12 protein-coding genes and 1 tRNA gene are annotated in these 16,327 nt (G+C 64.7%); 5 read left to right on the top strand and 8 right to left on the bottom strand.

From position 1 onward, the window contains the following. Nucleotides 1-25: 25 nt before the first annotated feature. From VHB27_RS03600 to VHB27_RS03590, 3 genes are all read right to left on the bottom strand, one after another. The gene (locus VHB27_RS03600) at nt 26-3,439 is read right to left on the bottom strand and encodes a hypothetical protein (RefSeq protein ID WP_325597558.1); all 3,414 of its coding nucleotides are present in this window, start codon (nt 3,437-3,439) and stop codon (nt 26-28) included. A gap of 41 nt (nt 3,440-3,480) precedes the next feature. Next, a complete protein-coding gene (locus tag VHB27_RS03595; protein WP_325597557.1) occupies nt 3,481-3,969 on the bottom strand; it encodes a hypothetical protein in 489 nt (162 codons plus the stop codon). 217 nt (nt 3,970-4,186) lie between these two features. Further along, complete coding sequence (locus VHB27_RS03590) at nt 4,187-6,391, bottom strand: hybrid sensor histidine kinase/response regulator (RefSeq protein ID WP_325597556.1); 2,205 nt, start codon at nt 6,389-6,391, stop codon at nt 4,187-4,189. 232 nt (nt 6,392-6,623) lie between these two features. Between VHB27_RS03590 and gnd the strand changes: the two genes are divergently transcribed. The 5 genes from gnd to acs all read left to right on the top strand — a co-directional run bounded on the left by gnd (nt 6,624) and on the right by acs (nt 11,283). Continuing rightward, the gene (gene gnd / locus VHB27_RS03585; protein ID WP_325597555.1) at nt 6,624-7,607 is read left to right on the top strand and encodes a phosphogluconate dehydrogenase (NAD(+)-dependent, decarboxylating); all 984 of its coding nucleotides are present in this window, start codon (nt 6,624-6,626) and stop codon (nt 7,605-7,607) included. After that, the gene (locus tag VHB27_RS03580; protein ID WP_325597554.1) at nt 7,604-8,131 is read left to right on the top strand and encodes a gluconokinase; all 528 of its coding nucleotides are present in this window, start codon (nt 7,604-7,606) and stop codon (nt 8,129-8,131) included. The genes gnd and VHB27_RS03580 overlap by 4 nt, the downstream gene beginning before the upstream one ends. Beyond that, nucleotides 8,128-8,898, top strand: a complete 771-nt coding sequence (locus VHB27_RS03575; protein WP_325597553.1) for an SDR family NAD(P)-dependent oxidoreductase — start codon at nt 8,128-8,130, stop codon at nt 8,896-8,898. The genes VHB27_RS03580 and VHB27_RS03575 overlap by 4 nt, the downstream gene beginning before the upstream one ends. Before the next feature lie 214 nt (nt 8,899-9,112). Further along, nucleotides 9,113-9,189: transfer RNA gene (locus VHB27_RS03570), tRNA-Ile, on the top strand. Nucleotides 9,190-9,333: 144 nt separating this feature from the next. Beyond that, complete coding sequence (gene acs / locus VHB27_RS03565) at nt 9,334-11,283, top strand: acetate--CoA ligase (RefSeq protein WP_325597552.1); 1,950 nt, start codon at nt 9,334-9,336, stop codon at nt 11,281-11,283. 8 nt (nt 11,284-11,291) lie between these two features. Here the strand turns inward: acs and VHB27_RS03560 are convergent, their stop codons facing one another. The 5 genes from VHB27_RS03560 to VHB27_RS03540 all read right to left on the bottom strand — a co-directional run. Beyond that, nucleotides 11,292-12,008: a YoaK family protein gene (locus tag VHB27_RS03560; protein ID WP_325597551.1), complete on the bottom strand. Its 717-nt coding sequence runs from the start codon at nt 12,006-12,008 to the stop codon at nt 11,292-11,294. Nucleotides 12,009-12,120: 112 nt separating this feature from the next. Next, nucleotides 12,121-13,224: an amidohydrolase family protein gene (locus tag VHB27_RS03555; protein ID WP_325597550.1), complete on the bottom strand. Its 1,104-nt coding sequence runs from the start codon at nt 13,222-13,224 to the stop codon at nt 12,121-12,123. Next, nucleotides 13,221-14,279: an amidohydrolase family protein gene (locus tag VHB27_RS03550; RefSeq protein ID WP_325597549.1), complete on the bottom strand. Its 1,059-nt coding sequence runs from the start codon at nt 14,277-14,279 to the stop codon at nt 13,221-13,223. The genes VHB27_RS03555 and VHB27_RS03550 overlap by 4 nt, the downstream gene beginning before the upstream one ends. Nucleotides 14,280-14,509: 230 nt before the next feature. Next, a complete protein-coding gene (locus VHB27_RS03545; RefSeq protein WP_325597548.1) occupies nt 14,510-15,439 on the bottom strand; it encodes an NAD-dependent epimerase/dehydratase family protein in 930 nt (309 codons plus the stop codon). Between the two features lie 209 nt (nt 15,440-15,648). Further along, nucleotides 15,649-16,327 (bottom strand): tetratricopeptide repeat protein (locus tag VHB27_RS03540; protein ID WP_325597547.1); only part of this gene is annotated, 679 nt, incomplete at its 5' end.

The raw sequence follows: 16,327 nt of genomic DNA, 5'->3' as shown, positions 1-16,327 counted from the left end.
GCGATCCTTCGATGACAGCGGTCGATTACAGTGACAGGGAGCTCAGCCAGCGACGCGCCGGATGATTGGGCTTGAGCTTGCCGAGGTGATAGGAGGCGTACAGCTCGCAGAACCATTCGCCGGGTGCGCGAAACTGGTAGCCGGTGATCCCCTTGGTGCGCTCGCTCAGCGGATAGCTGACCCAGGTGCCGGGATAGGCTTCCTGGTAAACCCGGCCGTCGTTCATGGCGATCTTGACCGAATTGCCCTGGTCCCACCACGGCGAGCATTTTGTCGCGATATCGAACCATTCCTTGATATCTTCGCAGGCCGTGTTGACGGCTGGCTGCTCCTTGGGGCCGACCGCGGGCGGATCGACCTTGGCGCCGATCATCATATCGGATACGTATTGCTCCAGGATGTCGGCGTGGTCGCCGCCATATTTCGCCGCGACCTGCTTGGCGATCTTCGCGATGTCGCTGCCATGCGTGATCCATCCGCCGAAAGCGGCCTGTTCCTCGCGTGCCTTCATGAATCCCATGCGGTCGTCGACCGCGTGGCCGGTTTCGTGGACGTTTGCGAAATCGAAGTAGTCGACGTCGTTCTCGTTGGCGGGCGCGTATTCCGGCGAAGCCATGGCCGGCAGCATCTCGACCTCGATCATGTCGCCGCTGCCGTCCAGGACGAAGCTCCCGTCGCGATTTTTCTGATAGCCTTTCAGCTTGCTGCCGAACTTCTGCGGCGTGTCGCCCGGCCGGCCGCTGACGCTCGTCAGGTTCTCGGAACCTTGATAGTAACCGCCGCTGGCAAAGTTGTAAGATACACCGCCGCCGGAGCCCAGTTTGATGTTCTCCAGCACGTTCTCCCGCATGACTTTCTTGAGACTCGGATTGTCCTTCGATTGCTCCGGAGTCAGCGCCAGCATCTCGTAGATTTTCTTGGCGGATTGTATCCGCTTGCTCTCATCCTTCAAATTCTGTGGTTCGATCGCCCCTGCGGATGCATCCTTGTCGTCGACGATCGTGCCCCCCTGCCATGACAGGGCCGACAGCGAGAGTTTGATATTGAACCGCTTCTTGGCGATCGCGATGATGACCTTTGGATGCACCGTATCGGGAAGGTTCTTGACCAGTTCGTCCAGCAGGTCCGGTCCGTTCGGGATGGTCCTTTTGCCGCTGGGGTTGTCTGTGGACTTCGCGTAGTTTTCCTCGCCGCCGACCGCGTCCATCATTTTCTGCAATTGCGTTTCCAGATCGTTGTCCACCTGGCCGGCGATCGCCTTCTTCCTGACCTTGTCGCCCGCAAGCCGCGCCGTGGCATTGGCGAGGAAGCGTGTGGCGTGGACGAAGTCGAACGCCTTTGCGCTTTCTTTCGCCTTGTCGATCATCTTGGTGACTTCGCTTTTCAGCGGATCGGTCAGGCTGTCGCGGTCGCTTTCCGCGAGCGCGGCGTCGGTATCGAACGTCTTGCGCCGTTCCTTGGCTTCTTCCGCCTCGGCGATGATCCCGAGAGCCGCGCGCAGGCTGTCGTTGGCCGCCTGCCACTCGAACGCATCGGCCTTTTCCTGTGCTGTCTTCAGCAGCTTGGCACTTTCGTCGGTCTTCGGCTTCAGCGTCTCAGCCGGGGGTTGGGTCGAGTCGGTCAGCGCCTTCTGCCGGCCGTCGGCCAGGTCCTTCTGCGTGGCGAAATGTTCGTATTGGCTTTGGATGGTCTGCGCCCCCAGCAGCAGGCTGGCGGCGGACTGGATCAACTCCTGCGCGGTTGCCATGCGGCCTTGCGTTTGGGCGTTCCGGACGGCCTCGTCCAAGGTGCCGCCGAGTTTCGTCAGCAGGTCGTTGGCCTTGTCGCCGAATCGCTTCCCTTTCACCGTCTGCGCCTGGCTACGCATGTCGGCGGCGAGTTTCTCGATCTTCTGCTGCGAATCCGCGGCGCCCGCACGTCCGGCGATTTCCGTCGAGTCCTTCATGGTATCGGCGAGCTTGGTCGCGCCCTCGATCGCCTTCAGCGCCTCGTCGATCGTCGCGCGCGCCTGGCCCCAGTTCACCTGGGCCATGCGCCGATCCTCCATGTCGGGGCCCGTCGTCACGACTTTCTTCAGGTCCATGACGCCGGTGGCCTTCTGGGCCTCCGCCATGAGTTTCTCGATATAGGGTATCTGGTCTTCCAGCATGCCGGCCCGCGCCGCCGGCCGCTTCTGCAAGTATTCCAGGCCGTCTTCGGCTTTCAGCCGAGCCTCGGCATAGGCCTTGGTGTCGACGTAGACCTTGCCGAGGACGGTGACGGTGTTGCTGACCTCTTGCAGGGCGGCGATGCCGTCTTCGAAGCGCATGGCCTTTCTGTCGGCCAGTTCATCGGCTTTTTCGACCAGCTTGTTCATCGAGAACATCTGGCCCATCAGCTCCTTCATGTCTTTCAGCTTGCTGATGTCGCCGACGGTCGTTTCCCGCTGCTTGTCGTACTCGATGCGGCGGTTGGCAAGTTTCGTCGCCGCGACGATCTCCTCCGGCAACTCCTGGGTCGCCGCGAGCATCGCCACCGGCCATTTGCCCGCGTTGACGGCGTCGGAAATCTTGGCTCGGATTCCGCCGATTTTCTGCAGGTTGGCGTCGACGATCGTTTTCCCGTCCTTGCTCTTGGACTGCAAGGTTGCCTGCTTCAACTGCAGGTCCGCCAGGCCGTCGGGGTCGCTCGTGACCCACCAGTTGGTCATGTCGGCCTTCATTTCGTCGATTGCGACCTGCAGATCGTTCTTCGCGGCGTTGTAATCGCGTGTCGGTGTCTGGGCTTTCGCGGACGCCACGTCGATGTCGTTGGACAAGTTGGTCCAGTCGTTCTCGTCCCCGTATTGGCCCTTCATCGAACCCAGCATGCGGGCGGCGCTCGCCTTCACCACCATGACGGCGGCGTATTCCGTGGCGCAGCGCTTGCCTTCCGTCAGGGCCGGATTGGCCGTCCCCAGCTTTCCGCGCGCTTCGTTGAACTTTCCCTCGCCGGCCAGTTTCCGCGCGGCCAGCAAGTCTTTCTCGGCGGAATCGATTTCCGGCTTCACATGCGCGCGCTGGGGATCCTCCTTCAGCGCCTTCAATGCCTTCTCGGCCGTGTCCAGGTCGCCGTAGAAGGTCTTGTTGTCGATGACCTGCTTGGCCATCGCCTTCAGGTCTTCGACCTTCTTGGCCTCTGCGTCGATGGCGTCCTTGCCGCCGTCCCGCCGCGCGTTCTTGACGCTTTTCTGGACGTCGCTCATGGCGCGTTCGATGTTCAGGACGAACGGCTCCGCACCCGGAATTTTCCGCAGTTCCTCCACCTGCTTCAGCACGCCGTCCTCATGCTGCAGGTAGTTGTCGACGGAACCTTCCAGCCGGCTGTCCCGAAACTTGTCGACGACATCGAAAAAGCCGCGGTTCGGCGTGACGCCCAGGTTGTCGACCAGAAAATTCCGTTGCAAGGCCGTAAGCGCCATGACGTGCCCCCGACGATATTATGAAGAAACGAAACGCGAAATCAGAGGGATTCGGACAGGACCTTCAAGGTCTGGTCCACCGTCGGCCTGATCCTGGTCCGCGTGAAACCATTGTTGTCCACGGCCGCGACCATCGGGTCGCTCGCCACGAATGTCCGGTACTCCTCGATCAGCCCCTTCGCGGCCTGCTGGTGCTTCGAACGTTCCGGACCTTCGGCGTTCAGCGCCTTGTCCAGCGTATCGATCAGGCGCTGGTCCAGCCCGTCCAGGATCGTGTACAGCTTCTTCGTGCCGGCGCTGACGTCCTTGGGGTCGAACGTCTCCTCAGCCTTCTGGTCCTGGTTGTTCGCCTCGACGGCTTGGACGATGGTCGCCTCAAGCTCCTGCAGTTGCGATTGCAGCGACTTGCGCAGCGCGTCCCAGGCAAGGCGGCTTTTCTGCATGCCGGCATAGGTGATGGGGCGGCCGGTCGGCATGGGCGGCGGCGGGGGCGGCATGCCGGGAAAGCCCACCCGCAGATTCTTGTTCACCCAGGAAATCTTGGCCGCTGCCGGTTTACCCGATACTTGTCGTGGCTGTCCGCTTTCGAGCGTTTGCGACACGTCGACCTCCCCCTCGGACGAAGTGCGCGGGAACCTAGGTCATTCGATCGGCCCGGGTCAATCATTATAGATGATCCAAAACAATCGGCTGGCCCGGACGCGGCGGCCGGACCCGGACCGCGGACGGCGCGGTCGGGCCGTTTGGTCAGCCCACCCTGGTATTATCGACCACGATGCGCGGGAACGTCCCCAGCTCCGCTTCGATCGCCTGGGCCAATTGTTGCGCCGGCAACGGCTTGCGCAGCAGCCGCAGCCCGGTTGCCTCGGCGGCCCCGGCTTCGTTGTAGCCGGACACCAGGATGATCGGCAGGGAGGGCAGGCGCCGCCGCACCTCCTGCGCCAACTGCACGCCGTCCATCCCGTCCGGCATCACCACGTCGGTGATCAGCAGGTGGAACGCCGATTGGGCGCCGATCAGGATCTCCAGCGCCTTGCGCGCCCGGTCGACATGCACGACCTCATAGCCGAGGGTACGGATGATGTCGGCGGTGATCGCCGCGACCTCCTGGTTGTCCTCGACGAACAGGATGCGGCGCGCGCCGGCCTCGTCCGGGCGGTTGCTGTCCGGCACGACCAGGTTCGGGCGAGGGCCCGGCACCCGCAGCGCGCGCGGCAGCAGCAGCGTGACGGCAGTGCCGCCTTCGGGTGCCGGCCCGATCATCGCCGCCCCGCCGGCCTGGCGCGCGAAACCATACACCTGGCTGAGTCCCAGGCCGGTGCCGCGGCCGACATCCTTGGTGGTGAAGAACGGCTCAAAGGCCCGAGCGGCGATGTCCGGGGGGATTCCGGAACCGGTATCGCGGAGCGTCAGGCGGACAAAGGCGCCCGACAGCTCCGGCGCGGCCGGCACCTCGCCGCGCGACAGGCGTACGTTGCGTGCGGTCACCGACAGCCGCCCCCCGTTCGGCATGGCGTCGCGCGCGTTCACGGCGATGTTCAGCAGCGCGATCTCCCATTCGCCCGGATCCAGCTCCAACGGCCAGACATCGTCGTCGATCGTGACGTCCACCTGGATGTTGCCGCGCAGCGAGGGCCTCAGCATCGCGATGACGCGGGGCAGTTCGACGCGCGGATCAATCGGGCGCGGCGCCAGGGCCTGCCCGCGGGAGAAGGACAGCAATTGCCGCGTCAGCGTCGCGCCGCGCTGGGCAGCATGGACGATGTTGTCCAGCATCCGCGCGGCCTTGTCCGGATTGCGGCTCTTGGCGAGCTCCGCGTTGCCCTGGATCACGGCCAGCAGGTTGTTGAAGTCATGCGCGACGCCGCCTGTCAGCTTGCCCAGCGCCTCCATCTTCTGGCTTTGCCGCACGGCCTCTTCCGCCTGCTCCCGCCGCTCCCGCTCCGCCGCGGCGTGCTGCTCCGCGACGATCGAGGCTTCGGTCCGCCGCAGCGCGACGCCGGACAGCGCCAGCAGCGACAGGGCGGAGGCCACGCACAGCACCGCGTAGGGGATCATCGAGCGCAGCCAGGCATGCATCACGCCGTCGAGCGAGATCGAGGTCCAGGCGACCATCCCCAGCGACGGCAGGCGCGCCCACGCGACGATCCGGTTCCCACCCAGGACGTTGGAGATCTGGTAGCCGGTGACCGCCTGGGTGCGGTCGGTGATGAACACCGCCGACAGCCTTTCGGCATGCTCCTGCTGCTGGGTGAGATCGCCGGACCGGACCAGGAGCTGCCCGTCATTGCGCCGCAGCGCGATCGATCGGCCTTCCGTGTCGGAATACATCGACAGCAGTTGCTGGAAATACTGCTTGATGTAGTTCGGGTTCAGCGAGCAGGCGATGATGCCGTTGAAGCTGCCGTCAAGGCTCGGCCTCGCGATCGCCATCGGAATGAACGGTTCCCCGTTCACGTAGCGTTCGGCGCGTTCGCCGATGAAACGCCCGCCATGACCGTCTCGGAAATAACGAAAGTAATCCCGCTCGATCAGGGGCGTCTTGGGCGCCGGATAGCGGGAGGCGGTGACGAGCGGGACCCCGTTCCTGTCGACGACGAACAGGTCGCGCAGGAACGGCAGGTAGTGGCGCGTGAAGGACAGATTGTCATGCAGCCGTTCTTCGTTGGCGCGCACGTCGGCGTCGGTCGCGTCGCGCAGCAGCAGCTTGGTCTGCTCCAGCGCCAGAAGCTGGGAGTCGAACAGCTTGGCGGAGCTGTCGGTCACCAGTTGCAGCAGGTGGGTCGTCTCATCGAACGCCTCTTGGCGTTTCTGCTCCCACGCGATCCAGCCGCCGCAGGCCAGGACCAGCACCGGCACGGCGATCGAGGCCGCCGCCAGAAGGCGAAGGATCCCGATCGTCGCCCGGTTCCGGGCAGCGTCTGGATAGACCAGGCCAAGAGGGCTAGACATCGCTGGAATGCATCACGGTTCCCAGCATTCAGGGTATTATCGGCGCCGAAAGGGGGCGGCATCTGACAACTCCGTGAGGAATGTGCGGATGACGCAACTGTTGTCCGGGATCGCGACCAGGCCCGCCCGGCGAACTTTCCGCCACGCCTTGCCTTCGAATGCGCTTATGGCAGGGTGCGGCGGGATCATCCTGGCCGGACGCGGGACCGGTCATCACAAAGGAGAGCGTCACATGCAGATCGGCGTCGTTGGACTGGGCCGGATGGGTGCGAACATTTCCAGGCGCCTGATGCGGGCCGGGCATTCATCCGTGGTGTGGGACGCCAATCCCAAGGCGATCGAGGCGGTGGGCCACGACGGCGCCACCATGGCGACCGGGCTGCCGGACCTGGTGGCGAAGCTGGGCGGCTCGCCCAAGGCGGTGTGGGTCATGCTGCCGCACGGCAAGATCACCGAGGACACGATCAACGCGCTGGCCGGGCTGATGTCCAAGGGCGACATCGTCATCGACGGCGGCAACACTTACTACAAGGACGACATCCGCCGCGCGAAGGCCCTGGCGGCCAAGGGGCTGCGCTATGTGGACGTCGGCACCTCGGGCGGCGTCTGGGGGTTGGAGCGAGGCTACTGCATGATGATCGGCGGCGAGACCGAGGCGGTGAAACACCTGGACCCGATCTTCGCCGCCCTGGCGCCGGGAATGGGCGACATCCCCCGCACGCCGGGCCGCGAGGGCCGCGATCCGCGTGCCGAGCAGGGCTATATCCACGCCGGCCCTCCCGGCGCCGGCCATTTCGTCAAGATGGTGCACAACGGCATCGAATACGGCATGATGCAGGCCTTTGCCGAAGGGTTCGACATCCTGCGCAACAAGGCCTCCACGCAACTGCCCGAAGACCACCGCTTCAATCTCAACATGGGCGACATCGCCGAGGTCTGGCGGCGCGGCAGCGTCGTCTCCTCCTGGCTGCTCGACCTGACCGCCGACGCACTGGCGAAGGACGAAAACCTCGACGCGTTCTCGGGCGAGGTCGAGGACTCGGGCGAGGGGCGCTGGACGATCGAGGCGGCGATCGAGGAAGCCGTGCCGGCCGAGGTGCTGTCCGCGTCGCTGTTCACCCGCTTCCGCTCGCGGCAGGATCATACGTTCGCCGAGAAGATCCTGTCGGCGATGCGCTTCGGCTTCGGCGGGCACGTGGAGCCGGCAAAGAAATGACCATGACGGTCGTGATGGGCGTCTCGGGTTGCGGCAAGACCACCATCGCGGCCGGAATAGCCCGCGCGACCGGCTGGGAACTGCTGGAGGGCGACGCATTCCACCCGACGGCCAATATCGCGAAGATGAAGGCCGGCGTCCCGCTGACGGACGAGGACCGTTGGCCCTGGCTGCGCGCCATCGCCGCCAGGGCCGGGGAATTGCGCGTGCAGGGGCGGTCCTGTGTCGTCGCCTGTTCGGCGCTGAAAAAATCCTATCGCGACGTTCTGCTGGGTGACCGAGCGGACACGAACCTGGTCTATCTGCGCGGCAGCCACGCGCTGATCGCCGAACGCCTGGCCCGCCGCCGCAACCACTTCATGCCGCCCGGCCTGCTGGAATCCCAGTTCGCGACGCTGGAGGAGCCCGGCCCGGAAGAAGACCCGATCATCGCCGACATCGACGCCACGCCCGAGGCGATCACCGCTTCGGTCATGGCCTCGCTGGGCGGGCGCAAGAAGGACAGCAGGGAGATCCCGCCATGACCGACACGTTCGCCCGGTATCCCAGCCTGCGGGACCGGGTCGTCCTGATCACCGGCGGCGCCAGCGGCATCGGTGCCGAACACGTCACCCAGTTCGCGCGCCAGGGCGCTCGGGTCGCCTTCCTTGACATCGCCGACGCCGCTGGCGAGGCGCTGGTGGAGACCCTGGCTGGCGAAGGCCTGTCCGCGCCGCTGTTCCTGCGCTGCGACCTGACGGACATCATCGCTCTCCGCGCCGCCATCGCCGAGGTGTCCGCCCGGTTGGGCACGATCGCCGTGCTGATCAACAACGCGGCCAACGACCAGCGCCACGGGTGGGAAGAGGTGACGCCCGCCTATTGGGACGAGCGGATGGCGACCAACCTGCGGCATCAATTCTTTGCCATACAGGCCGTTGCGCCCGGCATGCAGGCTGCCGGCGGCGGGTCGATCGTGAATTTCGGCTCGATCTCCTGGCACATGCTGCAGGGCGGCATGCCGGCCTATACGACCGCCAAGGCTGCGGTGGAGGGGCTGACCAAGGGCATGGCGCGCGACCTGGGCCCGTCCGGCATCCGGGTCAATTGCATCATCCCCGGCTGGATCATGACCCGCCGGCAGATCGAGCTGTGGCTGACCCCGGACGCGGAAGCCAACCTGCTGCGCAATCAATGCCTGAAGAGGAAGCTGGTCCCGGCCGACGTGTCGCGCATGGCGCTGTGGCTGGCGGCGGACGACAGCGCGATGTGCACCGGCCAGCTTTGGGTGGTCGACGCCGGCCGGATGTAGGCCGCGTCCGAGTCACCCGTTCGGCGGCTGGACCGGATGCCGGGGACCGACCCGAATCCCCGGCTGGCGGTCGAAGTCGCCGATGAACGTCGCGATGCCGGAACGCGATGCCCGCCGGCGGCGGCCGGCCGGGTTCCCGCGTGACCCGTCAGGCGTGGCTGCGCCGACAATGCGTTGACGCGCGGCGCGTCGTCCGGGCATTGTCCGGTGGCGTGCGCCTGTAGCTCAATTGGTTAGAGCTGGCGGCTCATAACCGCTCGGTTGCAGGTTCGAGTCCTGCCGGGCGCACCAGGCTTCAGGATGGAGCCCCGCGCGCCGCTAAGTAAAAACCCCCCTTAGCGTCCCATGACGCCCGATGCTACATAGGCGTCCGGTCCCCCGACAGGCTCGACCAGCCGGGGCCTTCCAAGGGACGAGATAAAGGGAAACAGGTCCATGGCCGATAACGCGCCCTCCGCCGAACACGTCATTCCGGTGAATCCCGCCTTCGCCGCCACCTCACGGGTGACCGCTGAAGGGTATCGCGCCCTGTACGCGAAAGCCGCTTCCGACCCAGATGCCTTTTGGGCCGAGGAAGCCAAGCGCATCGCCTGGACCAAGTTTCCGACCAAGATCAAGAACACGTCCTTCGTCGGCGACGTGCAGATCAAATGGTTCGAGGACGGGGTGCTGAACGCCTCGGTCTCCTGCCTCGATCGGCATTTGGCGACGCATGGCAACGCCACGGCGATCATCTGGGAAGGCGACGACCCGAAGGACAGCCGCCACGTCACTTATGGGGAACTGCACGAGCAGGTCTGCAAGCTGGCCAACGTGCTGCGCGCCAAAGGCGTGAAGAAGGGCGACCGGGTCACGATCTACCTCCCCATGGTCCCCGAGGCCGCCGTGGCGATGCTTGCCTGCGCCCGCGTCGGGGCGATCCATTCGGTGGTGTTCGGCGGGTTCTCCCCCGACAGCCTGGCGAACCGCATCCAGGATTGCGGTTCGGCGATGGTGATCACCGCCGACCAGGGCCGCCGTGGCGGACGCACGGTGGCGCTGAAGGCCAACGTCGACGCAGCGCTGGCCGAGTGCCCGTCGGTCACCGACGTCATCGTCGTCAAGGTCACGGGCGCCCAGGTGCCGATGACCGCGGGCCGCGACCACGACTACGGGGCGCTGATGGCGGCCGCCTCGGCCGACTGCCCGCCGGAGCCGATGAACGCGGAGGACCCGCTGTTCATCCTGTATACCTCCGGCAGCACCGGCAAGCCCAAGGGCGTGCTGCACACGACGGGCGGCTACATGGTCTGGGCCAGCTACACGCACGAGAACGTCTTCGACTACCGGCCGGGCGAGGTCTACTGGTGCACCGCCGATGTCGGCTGGATCACCGGTCACACCTACATTCTGTACGGCCCGCTGGCGAACGGCGCCACCACGCTGATGTTCGAGGGCATCCCCAACTATCCCAGCAGCAGCCGGTTCTGGGAGGTGATCGACAAGCATAAGGTCTCGATCTTCTACACCGCGCCGACCGCGATCCGTTCCCTGATGCGCGAGGGCGAGGGACCGGTGAAGAAGACGTCGCGCCAGTCCCTGCGCCTGCTGGGCAGCGTGGGCGAGCCGATCAACCCCGAGGCCTGGCTGTGGTACTACAACGTCGTCGGCGACCGGCGCTGCCCGATCGTCGATACGTGGTGGCAGACCGAGACCGGGGGAATCCTGATCAGCCCGTTGCCTGGCGCCACGGACCTGAAGCCCGGCTCCGCGACCCTGCCGCTGCCCGGCGTGCAGCCGCTGCTGGTCGACGGCGACGGCAAGGAACTGGCCGGCGCGACCGAGGGCAACCTCTGCCTGCGCGATTCCTGGCCGGGCCAGATGCGTACCGTCTTCGGCGACCATGTGCGCTTCGTGCAGACGTATTTCTCGACCTTCAAAGGCCTCTATTTCACCGGCGACGGTGCGCGCCGGGATGAGGATGGGTATTACTGGATCACCGGCCGCGTCGACGACGTGATCAACGTCTCGGGCCACCGCATGGGCACCGCCGAGATCGAAAGCGCCCTGGTCGCACATCCGAAAGTGTCCGAGGCGGCGGTGGTCGGCTACCCGCACGACCTGAAAGGGCAAGGCATCTACGCCTATGTGACGTTGAACGCCGACGAGGAACCCAGCGAGCCGTTGCGCAAGGAACTGGTGGCCTGGGTGCGGAAGGAGATCGGACCCATCGCGACGCCCGACGTGATCCAATGGGCGCCGGGCCTGCCGAAGACACGCAGCGGCAAGATCATGCGGCGCATCCTGCGCAAGATCGCGGCGAACGAGGTCGACAGCCTGGGCGACACCTCGACCCTGGCCGACCCGCAGGTGGTGACCGACCTCGTCGACAACCGGACGGGCTGACCAACTGATCAGAGAGGTCCGCTCGAACGTGCGGTCAGCCAATGTCTTCCCGAAACCAGCGCGACCAGCAGGAGCAGGAACACCCCGATCGCCGTCAGTGCGATGTTGCGCCCGAACCAGGCATGGCTGAACGCTCCCAGCACGACGCCCATGGCGAAGGCGCACCACGACAGCGCGTGAACGCCGGCCTGAAGGGGCTGGCCGCGCCCCAATAGGGCCTTCGCAAGCGCGGCGCCGACCCCGAACAGGGTCCCGGTGATGAAGCTCTTTCCCGTATCAGCCCCGACGACGACTTGGTGGATCGCGTTTTGCAGCCCCATCGCGACGACCACCGGCAAGACGGCAGCGCGCCCAATGCCCGCCAGGGAAAGAGCCAGCGCCACAATGACACTGAAAATCTCGCAACTCAGCGTTGCCAGTATCTTCGTTCGGGGGAAAAGCTCGACAATGAGCGCCCCAAGGAAAGAACCCATCACGAAAAGCGCGATGACCGAGCCGCCCCATGTCACCACGGACATGTCGCCGGCGGCGAGCGCCATCCCGAACTGTGTCGAGTTGCCGCTCATGAACGACACGTAGAGATGCCCAAGCTGAACATAGCCGATCGCATCGACGTAACCCGCGGTCATCGTCAAGGCGAGGCCCAGGAGTAATTCCGACTCCCAGGCGGGCTTCCCCGGTGCGGCGAGGGCGGGTGCGGTCTCGTTCAGTCGCTGGCCTGCCAAGTTGCTCCACCGCCGTTGCGCGCCGGACCGTGGCCGCGCCGGACGCGGCGCCCTGTGATGACGCGACAATCGGCCGGATCCGGCCGGCGTCTCGGCCGGTTGTCGCGTGGGTCTATCTGAACGTATAGACGTCCAGCGCGTTGTCCCGCAGCAACATGCGTTTTTCCTGTTCGGTCATCTGGAACTTGAAGGCCAGGTACGGATCGTCGAAGTCCCAATGCGGATAGTCGCTTGAATAGACCATGCGGTCCCAGCCGATCCATTCGAAGACCTGCCGCAGGTCGTCGGGATGTTCGGGTTCCTCCACCGGCTGCGTGGCGAACCAGAGATTGGTCTTGAAGTATTCGGACGGTTTGCGCTTCAGGTGCGGCAGTTCGTCCCGCATCTTGGCCCAATGGGCATCGAGCCGCCACGCAAGCGACGGCGCCCAGGCGAAGCCGCCTTCGATCAGCACGATCCTCAGGTTGGGGAAGGCGTCGAAAACACCTTCCAGCACAAGGCTGGCGGCCTGGTTCTGCATCGAATGGACGAGGACATGGTGATCCTCGATATAGAACTGGGGCCAGCCGCTGGCGGAGGGCGCGCTGCTCTGCGTTCCCCCGATATGCAACCCGATGGACAGGTTATTGGCCTGGGCGGCCGCGAAGATCGGCCAGTAGCGGCGGCGGCCGACAGGTTCGGATGTCTTGGACCCAAGCTGTATCTGGGCGAAGCGCCAATCTCCGGCGCGTTTTTCGATCTCTTTCACCGACGCGTCCGCATCGTCCTGCGGCACCAGGATGGACGCGCGCAGCCGCGGCTCCTGGTCGACGAAGTCATAGGCCTGCCAATCGTTCATCGCCGAACAGAGAGCGGCCGCTTCGTCGAGGTTGCGGGACGTGTTGCCGCCCAGCAGCGGCTCCAGCACTCCGTATGCGATGTTATAAGGATCGAGAAGCTGCGACCGGATGAAATCAACGTCCGAACCGGGCGGGCCGCCGTTGGGCGGCCAGGAATCGCGCCGCGACGTGTTGGGCGAGAACCGGGGATACGTCCCGCGGTCGGCGTACGGCCCGCAATTGAACTTGCCGTACTGGAACACATGCTGCCGCCAGCGTTCCGGCAAGTACTGATTGAGCGCGCCGGCCTTGGGATAAGGATGAACGTCGCAATCGATGATGCCGAGCCGGGCATCGGCATCCGCGGGACGTGTCAGGGCGTCGACCGGTGCGTTCATTGCACAGTCTCCTTCAGGCGGGGATAGGTAGCCAGCGGATTGTCGAGACGGACCTTTCGCTGCAGGGCCTCCGACAGCCCGGGCGGCGTGATCGCGTCACCCTCGAACTGCCAATGCGGATAGTCGGACGCGAACAGCAGCATGTGGTCGGCATCGATCTGCTGGACGATGCGTTCGACGGCATCGCGGTCGGGCGCGTCGAACGGCTGGATGGTCAGACGGAAATTGTCCCGCACGATATCAGCCGGGGAGCGGCTGACCCATGGCACTTCCGCCCGCACGCCGCGCCAGGTCTTGATGGCGCGCCAGATGAAGCCGGGCAGCCAGGTGACGCCGGACTCGATCAGCACGAATTTCAGGTCGGGCCACCTGTTGAAGATGCCGTTCGAAATCAAACTCAGGACCTGGTCCTCGAACGTTTGGGAATGGGCGACATAATCGTGCAGGTAATGTGACGGCCACCCGGTCGACGTCGGTGCGTAACGATACATGCTGCCGGCGTGGATCCCGATCGGCAGGCCGTGCCGCGCCGCTGTCTCATAGATCGGCCAGTAATAGGAGCGACCGAGCATCATTTCACATGCAACGGGAAGGAGGACCTGGACGAAGCGGTGGTCGGATGCGCAACGTTCGATTTCCTCCGCCGCCAGCAGCGGCGCCTGGGCGGGGACGACGATGGAGGCGCGCAGGCGTGGCTCCTTGTCCAGCCATTCTTCCTTGATCCAGTCGTTGACGGCGGAGCAGATGGCCGCGCCCATCGTTTCGCTGACGGCAACCTGGCCGCCGGTCAGCGGATTGCAGATGGCGGTGCCGATGCCGAACGTCTCCAGCGCTTGGGTGCGCATCGCGTCCAGGCTGGCGCCGGGGCGTTGGCCCTTGACCGTCCAGTCCGAGCGGCAGGTGATCGGCGCGTTCAGCGGGTAGGACATCATGTCGAAACCGTCGATGCCGCGGGCCACAAAGGACTCCTGCCAGAACTCGTCCATGTATGGCAGCAACGCCTTGATGTCCGGGACGCCTGGATGGATGTCACAGTCGATGGTGTCGACGGTCATGGCTTTCTCCCGGATTCGACTATGGGAGCAGGGCGGGAAGGGTGTCAAACGCCGGCTTCGGAGGGATGGCCGGTGCGCCCGCCGCCTCTCGCGGGTGGAGATTCGCGCCGCATCCTCGGCCTTGCGGCCGGGTGCCGAATGGCTTTGCGCGACAAATCCGGTGATTCCTGGGATCGGCTGTTTGGCGCCGATATGGCCAGCGACGCCAAACAGCCTTCGTTCATGCCGGATCAGCCGGACACCAGCGGCAGTCCTTCGGCAGCTCTCACTTCATTGATGATCTGCAACACCCGCTGCCGGAACGGCCGGTACTGCACGCCGAATTCCTGTACCAGCCTTGTATTGTCGATCAGATAGTTGCCGGAGATATCCCGTCCTCCGGTTTCGTTCTTGAAGGTGATACGGGCATCCGGCAGGAACTCCTTCACCATCTCCGCCAGGCTGCCGAGGCTGATCGCGGTGCCCCCCGTGTTGTAGACATCGTGCTTGGGCGCATCAGCCAGCACCACGCGAGCGAAGACCTCCGCCACATCGTCGACATGGACAGGACAACGCATCGCGTCCTGGTACGGAAAGCTGATCGCGTTTCCGCGCGCCGGCTGGGTGATGCAGTTCACGTGGTCGACAGAACCACGGACCTTGTCGGGACCCGTCACATTGGCCGGACGCACGGCCGTGATGGACATGCCGAACTTCGCCCGATAATCCTTGGCCTGTTCTTCGTTGAAGATCTTATGCACCGCGTACTGATTGTCGCCATGGCGGAAGTCATCCTCGGTCACCGCTCGGTCGCCGAAAAACTTCTGCTGGCCGTTGACCGCCAGGGAACTCGCGAAAACCACCCGTTTCGCGCCAGCCAGGCGCGCGGCCTCGAAGCAATTGTCCATGCCCAGGATGTTGAGCTTGAAGGCCGTGCGCGGTGCATGCTCGCTGCCCAGGAAGTAAGAGAGGTTCAGGACACGATCCGGTTTCTCACGAAACATGATGTCCACCAGGTCGTCGAACTGCGTGACGTCCCCGCGGACCGCCTTCATGCCCGTCTCGCCGTCGACCCGAGGTGGGTTGATATCCATGCAGATGACGGGCTCGCCTCGCGCCTGAAGCAGGCGCATCACGCGGGAGCCGATGAAACCGGTGCCGCCGATAATGAGAGTGGACATGGACGTTCTCCCTTGGAGTTATTACCAACCCGCGCTGATGGCGACCTTCCCGTCCCCCGTCATGGCCCGCAATCAAGGATCACGATCAACGCCGTTCGGTATGAGAAGCATTCTGCTTTTCAGGAAAAACGCAAATGGCGACAGGAACAGAACGAGTACCAGCCGCGATCCGCGAAGGCGCCGTGCCGGCGCCTTCGCGACGATATCCGTCAATTGGGGATGTTTGACTCGACGGATATCTTCCGCGCGACGTCCTGCTTGCTCTTTTCCAGGTTCGCCTGGTGAAGCTCGCGAGCGATATCCGCGTTATGCGGTGCAAGACGCGTGGCCGCGGTGAAATCCTGGATCGCGGCATCGTACTGGCCGCGGCTCATGTAAGCCTTCCCCCGACCGACCAGCGTGCTGACCCGATCCGGCGCCAGACGGAACGCCTGCGAGTAATCCTGGATGGCCTGATCGAACTGGCCGATCTGGTTATATAATTGCGCACGATGCTCATATGCGGCAGCCAGCCGAGGCTCGATCGCGATAGCCCGGCTGTAGTCCTGTAATGCCAGATCGTTTTGATTCTCCCGCATATGGGCGTTGCCGCGCGCATCGAACGCCGTGGCAAAGCGCCGGTTGATCTGCAGCGCCCGGTCGAAATCGGCGATCGCGTCCGAATAGTCCTGCTGGTCGAAATGAATCAGGCCGCGTTGATACAACGCCTCGCTATTCTTGGGCTCGTAGCGAAGGGCGCTGTCGTAGTCCTGCAATGCCAGGTCCTTGTGCCCCTGCGCGAGATAAAGGCGGCCGCGTGCCAGATAGGTCGCGGCGAGGGGCTTTATGCCAATGGCGGCGGTGAAATCCGCAATGGCCGGTTCGGCTTGCCCCGTCATCGCATAAGCG

This window comes from Rhodopila sp. (genome assembly GCF_035548235.1).
Classification (GTDB): domain Bacteria; phylum Pseudomonadota; class Alphaproteobacteria; order Acetobacterales; family Acetobacteraceae; genus Rhodopila.
The sequence above is the reverse complement of the archived record's forward strand: the minus strand, read 5'-3'. Positions and strand labels throughout refer to the sequence as shown.